General features: G+C 32.4%; 8 protein-coding genes and 1 tRNA gene. 7 read left to right on the top strand and 2 right to left on the bottom strand.

Translation table 11 applies throughout. The features are described from left to right. Window positions 1-122 precede the first annotated feature (122 nt). The 4 genes from hemE (at window position 123) to polA (ending at window position 6,088) form a co-directional block, all read left to right on the top strand. On the top strand, window positions 123-1,145 hold the full coding sequence (hemE, locus tag P856_RS04100; protein ID WP_025300896.1) for a uroporphyrinogen decarboxylase: 1,023 nt from the start codon (window positions 123-125) through the stop codon (window positions 1,143-1,145). 7 nt (window positions 1,146-1,152) lie between these two features. Further along, window positions 1,153-1,584: a protoporphyrinogen oxidase HemJ gene (gene hemJ, locus P856_RS04095; protein WP_025300895.1), complete on the top strand. Its 432-nt coding sequence runs from the start codon at window positions 1,153-1,155 to the stop codon at window positions 1,582-1,584. A 204-nt stretch (window positions 1,585-1,788) separates the two neighbouring features. Continuing rightward, window positions 1,789-3,048, top strand: a complete 1,260-nt coding sequence (gene rho, locus P856_RS04090; protein WP_025300894.1) for a transcription termination factor Rho — start codon at window positions 1,789-1,791, stop codon at window positions 3,046-3,048. Window positions 3,049-3,262: 214 nt separating this feature from the next. After that, window positions 3,263-6,088 carry a DNA polymerase I gene (gene polA / locus P856_RS04085; RefSeq protein ID WP_025300893.1) on the top strand — a complete coding sequence of 942 codons (2,826 nt, stop codon included), beginning with the start codon at window positions 3,263-3,265 and terminating at the stop codon, window positions 6,086-6,088. Window positions 6,089-6,443: 355 nt separating this feature from the next. On the opposite strand, the gene P856_RS04080 is transcribed toward polA, so the two are convergent. Together P856_RS04080 and P856_RS04075 are read right to left on the bottom strand one after the other, a co-directional pair. Beyond that, window positions 6,444-7,631 carry a phosphoglycerate kinase gene (locus P856_RS04080; protein ID WP_025300892.1) on the bottom strand — a complete coding sequence of 396 codons (1,188 nt, stop codon included), beginning with the start codon at window positions 7,629-7,631 and terminating at the stop codon, window positions 6,444-6,446. 265 nt (window positions 7,632-7,896) lie between these two features. Continuing rightward, window positions 7,897-7,970, bottom strand: a tRNA-Gly gene (locus P856_RS04075). Between the two features lie 399 nt (window positions 7,971-8,369). Here P856_RS04075 and P856_RS04070 point away from each other — a divergent pair. From P856_RS04070 to mltA, 3 genes are all read left to right on the top strand, one after another. Then, entirely contained in the window at window positions 8,370-8,759 is a 390-nt protein-coding gene (locus P856_RS04070) for a c-type cytochrome (RefSeq protein ID WP_025300891.1), read from the top strand. A gap of 1,330 nt (window positions 8,760-10,089) precedes the next feature. Beyond that, the gene (locus P856_RS04065; RefSeq protein WP_144079730.1) at window positions 10,090-10,791 is read left to right on the top strand and encodes a Tim44/TimA family putative adaptor protein; all 702 of its coding nucleotides are present in this window, start codon (window positions 10,090-10,092) and stop codon (window positions 10,789-10,791) included. Next, window positions 10,772-11,986, top strand: a complete 1,215-nt coding sequence (mltA, locus tag P856_RS04060) for a murein transglycosylase A (protein ID WP_144079729.1) — start codon at window positions 10,772-10,774, stop codon at window positions 11,984-11,986. The genes P856_RS04065 and mltA overlap by 20 nt, the downstream gene beginning before the upstream one ends. The last annotated feature ends 2,302 nt before the right edge of the window (window positions 11,987-14,288 follow it).

Here is a 14,288-nt window from a genome sequence, read left to right as displayed (position 1 = left end):
AATTTAATCCCCAGGTTTCACCGATACAACAACATCATAATATAATATTGATATATAGTAGTAGTAAATGTTTAATGTACAAAACTGTAGAAATAATGTACAAAACTGTAGAAAGTCAAAACATGTCAAATATTCCCATTTTAGACACTTTAAACAAAATAACTAAATCACCGCCACCAATATGGTTTATGCGTCAAGCAGGACGTTATCTACCTGAATACAAAGAAATAAGACAATTAGCAGGAGGATTTATTGAATTGTGTCTAAATCCTCAGATGGCTTGTGAAGTAACAATCCAACCTATTAAAAGATTTAACTTAAATGCCGCAATTGTATTTTCAGATATTCTTTTAATAACATTAGCTCTAGGATATAAATTAAAGTTTATAGAAGGAAAAGGTCCCATAATATCTCCAGTAGAAAATGAAAAAAATATTCCATTATTTAATGAAGATAAATTTCACAATAGAATAAAGAATGTTTATGAAACTATTTCTCGAATTAAAGAAATTTTACCAAAAGAAATTGCAATAATAGGATTTGCAGGTAGTCCTTGGACAGTAGCTGCTTATATGCTAGAAGGAGGCAGTAGTCGTGATTATACAAAAATAAAAATTTGGGCTTTTAAACGAACAAAAAGTTTTCAAATTCTTATAGATCTACTCATTGATGCTACAATAGAGTATCTAAACAAACAAATATTAGCAGGAGCCCAAATTATTCAACTATTTGACAGCTGGGCAGGAATAGCGCCAGAAAGTATTTTCAAACAATGGATAATAGAGCCGACAAAAAAAATTGTGCAACAAATTAAAAATTTACATCCTTCAATTAAAATTATTGGATTTGCTCGAGGTGCAGGAGCTATGATTGAGGATTATGCATCATGTACAGGAATTGATGCTGTCGGACTTGATAGTAATATTCCCCTTAGAACAGCTTATAAACTACAAAATACTATACCTATACAAGGCAACCTTGATCCTATTGCTTTACTAGTAGGAGGAAATGCTTTAAAAAAAGAAACTAATCGTATAATACAATCATTATCATCAGGACCACTTATTTTTAATTTAGGACATGGTGTTTTACCACAAACACCAATTAACAATGTCATTGAATTAATAAAACAAATTCGGAGCTAAATATTTTATGGAATGGTACAGTATTATCAAATCACTACATGTGATTAGCGTAATCGCGTGGATGGTTGGTTTACTATACTTGCCTAGACTATTTGTATATCATGCAGATGAAAACATAGACAGTCATACTTCAGAAAAATTTAAAATTATGGAACTTCGCCTTTATCGTTTTATTATGAATCCAGCTATGATGGCAACATGGAGTTTTGGAATTTCCCTATTATGCATGAATTGGTCATTGTTTAACGATAAATGGATGCATATTAAATTTTTTTTAATTATCATGTTAACCGGTATCCATCACATTATGGGATACTGGCGGAAACTTTTCTGGATTGGTAAAAATAAACATTCTTCTTTATTTTTTCGAATTATAAATGAAATTCCTACAATTTTAATGGTATTTGTAATTTTTTTGGTAATTATTAAACCTTTTTAATAATTATTTTTACATAATTAACTCTCTTGACACTATCTGATCAGTTATCATAAAAATGGCTGATCTACTTGCTCAGACAATTTATTCTCTCCGAAACATTGTATGTACTGTAGACGCTCGTCTGCAGACTGACCGATGTATAAAACCACTCATATTTCTACTTATAATTTTAATTATCCATTATTTGAAGGCAATCCACCACAGATGAATCTTCAAGAACTTAAAGCCAAAACGCCTGCTGATCTCCTCGCTTACGCGGAAGAGCTTGAAATTGAAAACGTAAGTACCTTGCGCAAGCAAGACATGATGTTCGCTATTCTTAAGCAATTAGCAGAAAATGATTTACCTATTTCAGGCCAAGGAGTACTTGAAATTATTCCTGATGGATTTGGGTTTCTCCGTGCTCCAGAGTCTAATTATTTACCTGGTCCAGACGATATATATGTTTCTCCTAGTCAAGTGCGGCGTTTTGGTTTACGTACTGGAGATACAGTTGAGGGGCAAATTCGTTCACCAAAAGATGGTGAGCGTTATTTTGCTTTACTTAAAGTTAATCAAATTAACTTCGAGGATCCAGAAGCTATTCGTCACAGGATTAATTTTGATAATCTTACCCCGTTATTTCCGAACGAAAAATTGAATTTAGAAAATGCATTTAAAACTGAAAATAAAGATTTTACATCAAGAGTGATTAGTTTGATTTCTCCTCTAGGCAAGGGTCAACGTGCATTGCTGGTAGCACCGCCACGTACTGGTAAAACAGTAATGCTACAAAACGTTGCTCATGCGATTTCAGAAGGTAATACTGGTGTATACCTCATTGTATTACTAATCGACGAACGTCCAGAAGAAGTGACAGATATGGTACGCTCTGTGCACGGTGAGGTAATATCTTCAACATTTGACGAACCAGCTTCTCGTCATGTTCAGGTTACTGAGATTGTTATTGAGAAGGCTAAACGTCTTGTTGAGCATAAGCGAGATGTTGTAATTTTGCTAGATTCTATTACACGCCTTGCTCGTGCCTATAATACCGTTGTCCCATCTTCTGGAAAAGTGCTAACCGGCGGGATAGACGCTAACGCACTACAGCGCCCAAAGCGTTTTTTTGGTGCAGCTCGTAATATTGAGGAAGGTGGATCCCTTACTATAATTGCTACAGCTTTAGTTGATACTGGATCAAGAATGGACGAAGTGATATTTGAAGAATTTAAGGGCACTGGTAATGCTGAAGTGATTCTTGATCGCAAACTCGCTGATAAACGAACCTTCCCAGCAATTGATATTACTAAATCAGGCACACGTAAAGAAGAATTGTTAGTCAATAAGTCTACTCTGTCAAAGATGTGGGTTTTACGCCGTATTCTTATGCAAATGGGTGCTATTGATGGAATGGAATTTTTGCTCGATAAGTTAAAAAATTCTAAAAACAATCAAGAATTTTTCGATCAAATGAATTCTTAACTTTGCTTTTTAGTAATTAATTATACATTGCTATTATTTTTTTTAATTAATATAAACTGAGATTATGATAATACCTTAAAAGTATGAAATAAGGATAATTTTTCTATGAAAAATCGTATAAGTAATAATTATTAATAATTATATTAAATTTTATTTTAATTTGTTATCTACACAAGCTTAATAATTGAATTAATCTTATTTTTCGAAGAAATCTATGAAAAAATTTACTATTTCAATTAATAATGCAACTGATTCAGATCATAATCGACTATTTTTAGTCGATGGATCTGGTTATGTTTTTCGTGCGTATTACGCTCTTCCTCCAATGAATCGCGCAGACGGAATGCCCGTCAATGCTGTGTTTGGCTTTTGCAATATGTTAATTAAGCTTATGGAAGACAGAGATATTAATCGTACGGCGGTCATTCTTGATAATTGTCGATTTAGCTTTCGTAACAAAATTTATCATGACTACAAAGCGAATCGTCCAGAGCTTCCTGAAAATCTGATTAAACAATTTTCTCTAATTCGCAAGGCTACTATGGCTTTTAATGTACCTTGCATAGAAATGGAGGGTTTTGAGGCTGATGACGTTATTGCTACATACACTCGTGAAGCTGTAGAGAAAGGTTGGCAAGTAACCATATTATCTTCTGATAAAGACATGATGCAATTAATTAGGCCAGGAGTTATCATTTACGATCCTATGAAAAAAGTACGGATTAGCACAGATCAAGTGAAGCAAAAATTCGGTGTATTTCCAGAAAGAGTGGTTGATGTTCAAGCGCTTGCTGGCGATTGTGCTGACAATGTACCAGGTGTACCGAGTATTGGTATTAAGACAGCTGCTCAGCTTATAAAGCAATACGGAGATTTAGAGACATTGCTTGGTTCCTTAGCGTATATAAAACAACCTAAACGTCGTCAAAAACTGATTCAAAATGCGCATTTAGCTCGAATATCTAAACAATTAGTTACTCTGAAGGACGATATTCAATTATCTGAAGATCTTGAAGATCTTATTGCGCATAATGTTAACGTGGATAATGTAATATCTTTTTTATATGATCAAAATTTTAAAAAGCTAATTTCACGTTTTGAGAGTAATTTTGTGCAGAATTCTTATAAGAAAGTAGATCATAAGAATATCCTTGTTTCTTCGATCAGTAATGATGTTAAATACGAAATTATAACTAATATGGAAGATTTGCGTCTTTGGATAAATGCTGCTGAAACCAATGGTATAGTATCAATTAATATAGAAACTACTTCTCTGAATGCTATGCGCGCAGAATTATTAGGAATATCACTAGCTCTGGCTCCCGGTAAAGCTTGCTATATTCCCTTACGTCATATGAATACTAGAATTTACGATCAATTGAAGGATACAGCTTCGTTTTTAGTTGAGGAAGTCAAACAAGTTCCGTTTAATGAAGCAATTCTTGTTCTTAAAAAGCTTTTTGAAAATTCTTCAGTTCTTAAAATAGTGCATAATGGAAAATACGATTGTTTAGTACTGAGTCGAAAGATTAACGGGGAAATCACTGTAAATCCTTTAGACGATGTTATGTGCATTTCATATGTATTGGATGGTAGCATGCATGGTCATGGACTTGATGAGTTATCTTTTTTGCATTTTAAGCATGCGAAAATTTCTTTTGCAGATGTTTGTGGAAAAGGAAAAAAGCAAATCAGTTTTGCTGAAGTGAATTTGGATAAAGCAGCGGTCTACGCTGCAGAAAATGCAGCTATGATTTGGCGTTTGCACAAAGTGCTACATCCTCGTTTGGTTACAGAACACATGAGTACTGTTTATGAGGTATTGGAACGACCACTAATTCCAATTTTAGTAGACATGGAACGTAATGGTATCACAGTTGATCCTCAAATTTTAGGTGATATGTCCAAAGATTTTGCTAAGCGTATTGTTCAACGTGAAAATGAAATTTATTATCTTGCAGGCGAAAAATTTAACCTTTCTTCGCATAAACAGCTGGGCAAGATCCTTTTTGATAAGTTGAGATTACCTTGTGGCAAAAAAAGCAAAGCCGGTTCTTATAGCACAGGAGCAAAAGTGCTAGAAATAATGGTAGATAAAGGCGTTGAGTTGGCAGATAAGATACTCGAATACCGGCGGCTTACTAAGCTTAAATCTACTTACGTTGACGTTTTATTGACTAAAATAAACCCTGAAACTAAACGTATTCATACTTCATATTCGATGACCGGAGTAGCAACTGGCCGATTGTCATCTAATCATCCAAACTTACAAAACATCCCTGTACGTACAGATGATGGGCGTAAAATTCGTACTGCATTTATTGCAGGGCCGGGCAATGTTTTACTTTCGGTGGACTATTCTCAAATTGAGTTACGAATATTAGCAGATGTAGCGGGATTGGAGGGAATGCGTATGGCGTTTAATTGCGGTATAGATATTCATGAACAAACTGCTTCAGAGGTGTTTGGCATATCGCTTGACAGAATGACTTCTGATGTTCGGCGTAAAGCCAAGGCAATTAACTTTGGTATCATTTATGGCATTTCTAGTTTTGGTTTGGCTCGTCAGTTAGGTATTTCGAGAATTGAAGCTCAGGGATATATTAATGCTTATTTTAAGCGCTTTTCTGGAATTATCGATTATATGCTTGAAATGAAGCGACGTGCTTATGAGTATGGCTATGTGCAAACTCTTTTTGGTCGCAAAATTTATATTGATGCTATTCACGAAAAAAATCTAATTAAAAGAAATTTTGGTGAACGAGCAGCTATTAATGCACCAATTCAAGGTACTGCTGCTGATATTATAAAGCGAGCTATGGTGCGTTTGTCGATTGCTTTGCATAAGACAAACTTTAAAGCAAAAATGTTATTACAAGTACACGATGAGCTCTTGTTTGAAGTACCTGAAAGAAACGTTGAGACTACTGCGGCTTTGGTTAAAGAAGTGATGGAGGGGGCTGCTACTCCATCACTTAATATATCTGTGCCATTGGTTGTAAAAGCCGGTTGGGGAAATAGTCACGGAGCAGCACATTAACTAAAAGTTTTTATTGTTTAACTGATTTTAGATTAATGTTTATATTTTGATCATTGATTGGCTTTATATTTCATCCAATAAAAACAAAGTTGATTTTAAACAACATAATTTTCTAGAACAACACTTCGGATAGACCTAATCGCACAATTATAATGTCTAGCTCCTTATTAGTAGCATGCAAGGATATCTTGTTGTGAATTATAAGATGAAAATTTCAGATTTTACTACTACAATTATTTAGTGTTAAATTTACTAGTAAATTTAACTTGTATTCTTACTTTTTACGCGAACTAATTCTTCTTTGTTTTTAAAAACAAAGAAGAATTAGTTCGTTTTATGTACAGCATTTGCAATGTTAATTTGCTTTTAGGGGGATTATACCAGGTAGCTCTTTGCCTTCCAGCCGCTCTAGAAAGGCTCCACCTGCTGTAGAGACATAAGAAAACCGATCAATCACTTTAGCCTCAGCTAAAGCTGCCATAGTGTTTCCACCGCCAGCGATAGATATGATTTGTCCACGATCGGTCATTTCAGCAACTGTTTTAGCTAAAGCGATGGTGTTTTTGTCGAATGGCTTAATTTCATAGGCTCCTAAAGGGCCGTTCCATATTAACGTTTTGCATCTTTCTAATCGCCTTGTAATAACATCTACTGTTTTAGGACCTATGTCAAGAATCATTTTGTTTGAGGGAATTTTAAGGATGTCTACTGTTTTAGTTTTTATATCGGGGACTAAAGCATCTGCAATTATTGCGTCAATTGCGAGCAATATATCGCAGTTTGCTGCCTTAGCTTTGGCCTGTATTTCATAGACCATGTTTATAAGCTCTGGCTCAGCTAATGATTTGCCAATATCTACTCCGTTAGCAGATAAAAAAGTGTTAGCCATACAGCCTCCAATAGCAAGCACTTCAACCTGAGAAACAAGATTAATTAGTATGTTCAATTTTGTACTGACTTTATCGCCGCCGATAACGACTATCACTGGACCAAGCAGGGTGCAGTTTAGAGCGTTTAATTCTGCTTCCATTAAACGTCCAGCAAATGCAGGCAAAATATGTGCTACTCCTTTTATAGAAGCGTGAGCCCGATGAGAGACGGAGAAAGCGTCGTTTACGTAGATATCGGCAAGTTTAGCGAGATTTAATGCAAAGTTAATATCGTTTGTTTGCTCACCATTGTGGAAGCGTAGGTTCTCTAATAGCACTATTTCGCCTTCTGATAAGTTGGCAACTGCATTTTCCGCGGCTACACCAATGCAATCATGCGCGAAGTTAATCTGACGTCCAGTAGCTTTTACTAGTGGTTCAAGAATTGTCTTCAGCGATAGTTGAGGATCTGGCTTTTTTTTAGGTCTACCGTAGTGGGAAATAATTATTATTTTGGCACCGTTATTGGATAGTTCTACGATAGTAGGGGCAGCCCGTTTAATTCTAGTAACGTCTTTTATGAAGCCATTATTCATTGGAATATTTAGATCAAGTCGTAGTAATACACGCTTACCTTTGACTTTAATATCATCTAGTGTACGGTAATTACTCATACTAAGATTTCTCCTATCACAAAAAATAAATTTTATTTTTTAAATTACTAGTTCAGTTTTTACGCTATAGTCATCATTTCAAATTATAAATAAAAGCTTTATTCGGTGAGAATCAGGTAAAATAGTTTAGAAATTTACAATTGCTTTTAGCTAAGTAATGGATTAACATCTAAATTTATTTCTTTATTACTTTTTAAATATTACAAGAATACTTTATAGGTAAATTATATTATAATCTATAATACTATGGGGGGGGGTGCATGTTTGGAGCGGGCGACCGGTATCGAACCGGCATCATCAGCTTGGAAGGCTGAGGTTCTACCATTGAACTACGCCCGCGCTATCGTAGACTTCCACGAATACATATTTGGTTTGGATGTTAAATTTATTAATGCCGAATGCTATAAATTTGTTTAATTTTTATCTTATTTTCTTAGATTGTTTCTAAGGCTTACAAGTTTCTAAAAATAGCTGTATTTTAGATGATGTATTGTTAACTAGTATCTTAATTAGATTTATACTATAACTAGTATCTTAATTTAGATTTATACTATAAAAGGTTGATTTAATTTTAATATTCATATTTTTTCTTTGGGGGTAGCAATTAGCTGCTATGGCAATGTTGTAATATCAAGAATGATTGGTACTATTATATACAAAATTAGTGGTTAATTTTATATACAATAGTATGTTTTTATTAATTTATGGCAATATTATCTTTTAGGAGCAAATATTTTTATGATCTTAATCAGTTTACCTATTCGGTTTACTCTTTTAGTATGGATGTTACTTTTTCCTTCTTTCGTATTCGCTCAGAATGGAGATCCGATCGCTGGTAAAAATGTTTTTCGTAAATGTCAAGCATGTCATACAGTGGAGAATGGAAAACATCGTCAAGGCCCGTCTCTTTATAGAGTTATAGGACGTCGTGCTGGTACTGCTGAGGGGTATAAACGTTATTCAGAAGCAATGAAAAACTATGGAATTATATGGGATGCAAATAATTTAAATATATATTTGGAAAATCCTAAGAAAGCATTGCCAGGTAATAAAATGCCTTTTGTTGGTTTGAAGAATATCCAAGATCGGTACGATGTGATATCTTACTTAGAGCAAGTAGCCAAATAAGTTATCTTAATTAGTTAAGATTATTACAAGTAAAAATATCTTGTTAAAGTTACGATTAAACTTCTCGATAATCTCAAATGTAAGGAGGAGATTTTAGGTATCTTATTAATTTAGGTATCTTATTAATTAAATAGCGCAATGTATCGGTAACCTTGAGTAGTTATTTTCTGTGTTACACACTTGCTATGTGATTATGGTATTCTTCGAATAAGGGATGTTTGTTTTTATTTTGTATTTAGTATTCTAATATACGGATGTTATCCAGCGTTAACTAATTAAAACTAAGATTTTATAAAGAATAAAATTTGTAATTATCTTATTATCGCTATTAAATTATTAATAATTGAATTTTATATTTTTATAGTATACTCTTTTAATATTGATTTTATTAACTGAGTTCAGCTATAGCAGAGATAAATATAAACATTTTATTTTAGTTATACTTTTGATAATTTATCTTACTTTTAATAGGTAAAAATTTTGTTATGATGGACATACAGGTATTGTATAAATCAATAAAATACCTGTATGTCCATCATAACAACAATTATAATTCCACATTTATAATTGTTAGTATGATTTTCATTCTAGAATAACTTGTCTGATATATAAACTACTTATTACCTGCAAGCGCTTAAATGAGACAGGATTTTGCCGCTATTGGTTAAGAGTTTTTTATTTAAATCGCGTTTTATAATCTGTGGTTTTCTTAAGATTTAAGATATGCTAAGAGCGTATTTTCTTGTCGGCAATTAATCTTACAAGATAATAATATTTATGGATAAGCTAGGTATTATAAAAAATATACAGTTTTGTTATTCTGGGTTATAATTAAGCAGTGATAGAAATAACGAGGAAACTAACATAATATCCCAGAACTTTATACATAATTAGGTACTATCTTAAGTGAAAATAGTATTTAAAATTTAACAAACTAAAGATCACTGAAGATATAAATATTATTGTATTATTTAATGGCTATTTTAAAGATATAATCGATTGTATTGTGGTGGAATACTTTAAATTATGTATATAATAAATCTTATGATCACTGTTGATTTAATATCAAATTAATTTGGTTTTAGATTTTTTGATATAGTCAAAGTTTATTATATCTAATATTAGATATAATAAGGAGAATGGTTAAGTTCATTCTTGCCCTTTGAAATTAATACCCTATCTATTTTATAGGTAACTAGAATTAATTATCGTGGCTTATTCAAAGCGATGAATATATTTTCTTTCCATAAGTTTATAAATTTACGTTGCTTGTGGGGATTATGCTGTATCGGGGTTGGGCATATTAAACGGGTGGATAATCTCCCCTCCCTTGTCTCATCCTAAGGACATAATATACATGGGGTCTAGTTTTCCACTTTTTGAAGTTATTATTTATGCTATGATTGCGGGTTTTTTGATTTTGAAGCTACGTAACGTATTAGGTCGACGTACTGATAATGAGAAAAAGCGAACAGACCATTTTTCGCCATCCACGCAAGAAACTGATAATGGTAATATCATATCGCTTTCTGACCGCGTGGTAAGGGAATCTCCTGAAAATAATGAAATTACTTCGTCAACGGATAGATTGGCTTGTATTAAGCAAGCTGATAGTAAGTTTGATGAGAGAAAATTTCTTACCGGTGCGCGCGTTGCCTTTGAGATGATTGTTAAAGCTTATGAGACAGGCGATGTGGATATGCTAAAATCTCTTTTGTCCATTCCTCTTTACAGCAGTTTTATGCATGCGATCGAAGATCGTGAACAAGCTAAAGAGATTCAAAAAACCTCTATTATAACTTTTCGTTCTATTGATATTACTGGAGCTGAGCTTATTGGTTACGAGGCATTAATAACTCTCAAGTTTGTCACTGAACACGTAAGAGTAAATATAAATGACTCCAACAAGGAATTGGCCAATGATCCTGATAGCGTTGATACGCTAATCGATATTTGGACTTTTAAGCGTGATGTTCGTTCCAGTGATCCGAACTGGGAACTGGTTTTAGTCTGTGTTCCTGAAGAAGAATAAGCAAATTCTAGTGTTAATCGCTGTATCATTGCTGCTGAACATTTTAATTACATGTTCAGTCAATAATTTTTCTACAGCAGAAGAAGGAAAAACCTTATTATTATCTAGGTATAATTTTGCTAATCTTTCTGGATGGTTAGAAGATAATGTTGATGCAGCAATGCCAGCTGTACTAAGCTCTTGTTCTCGCATGTTAGAGAATGATGATGATAAGTATATAAGTGCTGCTCTTCCACGTTTTGGTACAGTTGGAGATTGGCGCAAAGCTTGTACGGCATTGGAGGATCGCTTTCGAGCTAATAGTACTGCTGCAACAGCTCGGGCGGTGTTTGAAGAGTATTTTGCTGTTTGGCGCGCTTCAGATGAAATTGCGAGCGATGGTATTTTTACTGGTTATTATGAGCCGCAGGTTCGCGGCGCACGTAGATACGATGCTACTAAATATACTGTACCGTTGTATCCTTGTCCAGATGATTTGATTACCTTAAATTTAGGTGATTTTCGTAAAAATATGAAAGGAGGACGCATTGCTGGACGAGTTGGAGGATTGCAAATGAAACTTTATGACAGTCGTGCCGATATTGAGGGTGGCTCTTTAAAAGATAAGGTCAAGCCGATTTTTTATTTAGCAGATCCCATAGAAGCATTTTTTTTGCATATTCAAGGTTCTGGTCTTATCATTTTACCAGACGGTAGTTCTACCCGTGTTGCTTATGACGGACAGAATGGACATCTTTATTTTCCCATTGGGCGTTATTTGATAAAGAAAGGATATCTGAAGCATGATGATATATCGATGCAGACAATTCATACATGGCTAAAGAATCATCCCAAGCAAATGTATTCTGTGATGAATCTTAATCCTTCTTATATTTTTTTTCATGAAATAAGTGGGGAAGGGCCTATCGGAGCTCAGGGAGTGGTGTTAACGGCTGGGCGCTCTTTAGCAGTAGATCGTACTAAGCATGCGCTAGGGGTACCAATTTGGGTTGATATCGACTATGATTATTATCCTAAAGGGATCAAGAGATTGACGGTTGCTCAAGATACCGGAGGTGCAATTCGTGGCCCAATTCGCGGTGATTTTTTTTGGGGTTCTGGAAAAAGTGCTGGGGAAATGGCTGGGTCTATGAAGGCTAGAGGTCGTATGTGGCTTTTGCTTCCTCTAAGCGTTAACCCAAATTATATGCACTAAGATTACACTCATATTTCGGAGAAATTGATTATTTGTTTTAGACAATTAACTAAAATTGCTTTGCATAAATAAAAGTTCTACAAAGAAATATTACTCTTTATCAATTTATCTTATCTTAAAACAATTGTTAATATTGTCCAAGGTCTTTCCTGATTGCCTCTAAAAATCAAAAAACTTTAAATTATGGAATAAGGTTAACTAATTTAATATATTGTGTTTATCCATAGGTGCTTAAATTTATATCTAAACAACGTTAATCTTGCGATAATTAAAATCTACTAGACAATTGTCTTTGCCTGCTAAGTTTATTTTTATTCTTTGCTGATTTATTTAACTATTCTGTCAGTAATATAATGTCCGAACTGCGGATAAATCATGACATTGGTTTTTTACTTGAATTTTTGACTATAATTTTATTCCTATAATACAAATCGCTTTATATTTTTGACTATAAAGAAGTTTTTATTCTTTTGTTTACGAATGTTGCAAAACTTTTTTTGAATGGAAATTTAATATAGGAGGCAGAAGAAAGGATACTAGCATCTATCTTGATAGATGATTGATTAAGTATTTTCTAAATTGTAATGAAATGCTTATTTATTTTATGCCGGATAAAATTTATAGATGCTGGTCAGGGCTTCTTAATGATTATTAATACTTGATTAGCTGTACTTGTTAAAAAGTATAGTATAAGCACCGATAGCTATATGTCTTGGAGAGATATATAGTCAATTTTGATATAAATCTAGCAGATAATTTTCAGTATTCTATACGCTTGTCTTTAGAATAAAGACGTTGTCAACTATATCTTTTTTTTAAGTAATTTATTGGAATTATTTAAAAAAATTGAAATATACTTCGATTGTTTTTTTTACAATTATAATTAATTATCTTGTTGAAATTTTAGTTTCGTCAGCTAGTAAGTAGCTATTAGTATAAATATCGGACCAGGTATTTGATTATACACTTCTTAAAGTGTTGTGGATAGTATACGCATTATTCAATGATAGAAATTATTGCTTTTAACTTGTCATAGCTTAATAGTATATCTTATCATTCTTCTAGTTTAGAAATAAATAATGATCTATTAAAAGTGATTAAGATTTGCTAAATATAATTAGCGGCTTTTAGCGGCTTTTTGATAAAATACTTTCTGTATAAAAATTTGATTTATTAATGCAAGTTTAAGAAACTTAGTGACCTGCTTTTATTTTTAATAGATCTGAGCAAGTAAATCTTTGTGCTTTATCTATTAGACTGCATAATTAAAATCTAAATTAATTAGGAAGCTTTGGCTTTAATTAAAAAATTTTATTTATTTATAATAAAGTAGTTAAATAATAACAATTACTAGTTTTTACTACTTATCTTTGATGTTTTAATTTATAATGCAGATTAGGTTTAATAATTAACTTTTTAATTTAAGGGTCCGAAATTTTTTATAGCTATGCTATTGTTCAATAAAAATATTTTACAATTAATTATATGAAAAAATGAAATTTGTCATCTTTTGGTCTCATACGTAGATTAACTGTAGATCTTTGGTGTTTTATAATTATTACACTTTGCGCTTAGTCGTAATGATATAATTTTTCTATGCTCTATTGCATGCGGCTATTTTTGTAAATTAATTGCATTAGCCATTTAATCTTTTATGCATATTTATGGATGTTTAACTTACTTAAATTTTTTGCATTTAACCTGCTGTAGCTCGATAATTATTTCATTGGAATATTATAAGATAAATTTAGATTAATATAACCGAAATGTTGTTATTAGTAATAAAATATAAAAATAACCTTAATGACTGCTTGAAAAATGAGCGTTATTTATTTAAAAAAAATATTTCTTAATTAAATGCTGGATCAGCAATATATAATATATAATATATAATATATTAGCATTTTTGTTATAATTGGTTGCAAAATACTTATTTACTTTAATGTCTTGATAAGAACTTTTTACAAAACCTAGTATTAATAATGAATACAAATAAATTGTTATTATGTTCTCTTTTATTCATCTGCAATTATTAGTATTCATTAGTTTAGAAAAATTTTTAACTTCTGTAAGAGATAGAATGTAATTATTAATTTAGCAATTGTTTTTATACTTAAATCTTATTACAGCACTTTCTTATTTAATTTTAAATAAGATTTTAACTTGTGTTTGATCAAGTAAATTTAATTATCCAGTTAATAATCCCGCTTAACGTAAGATTATTAACTGGATAATTCTGTACGATCGGTTAATTGCTCTAACTTCATAATACTCAACTGAATGCTAAATTCATTCATTGATA

The sequence above is a fragment of the Candidatus Endolissoclinum faulkneri L5 genome, assembly GCF_000510265.1.
Lineage (GTDB): Bacteria > Pseudomonadota > Alphaproteobacteria > Thalassobaculales > Thalassobaculaceae > Thalassobaculum > Thalassobaculum faulkneri_A.
Note: the sequence above shows the minus strand (reverse complement) of the source record. Positions and strands in the feature narration are given on the sequence as shown.

Bases quoted from the DNA above. Each gene is read 5' to 3' on its own strand.
- hemE (WP_025300896.1), top strand. From the start codon at position 123: ATGTCAAATATTCCCATTTTAGACACTTTAAACAAAATAACTAAATCA.
- hemJ (WP_025300895.1), top strand. From the start codon at position 1,153: ATGGAATGGTACAGTATTATCAAATCACTACATGTGATTAGCGTAATC.
- rho (WP_025300894.1), top strand. From the start codon at position 1,789: ATGAATCTTCAAGAACTTAAAGCCAAAACGCCTGCTGATCTCCTCGCT.
- polA (WP_025300893.1), top strand. From the start codon at position 3,263: ATGAAAAAATTTACTATTTCAATTAATAATGCAACTGATTCAGATCAT.
- P856_RS04080 (WP_025300892.1), bottom strand. From the start codon at position 7,631: ATGAGTAATTACCGTACACTAGATGATATTAAAGTCAAAGGTAAGCGT.
- P856_RS04070 (WP_025300891.1), top strand. From the start codon at position 8,370: ATGATCTTAATCAGTTTACCTATTCGGTTTACTCTTTTAGTATGGATG.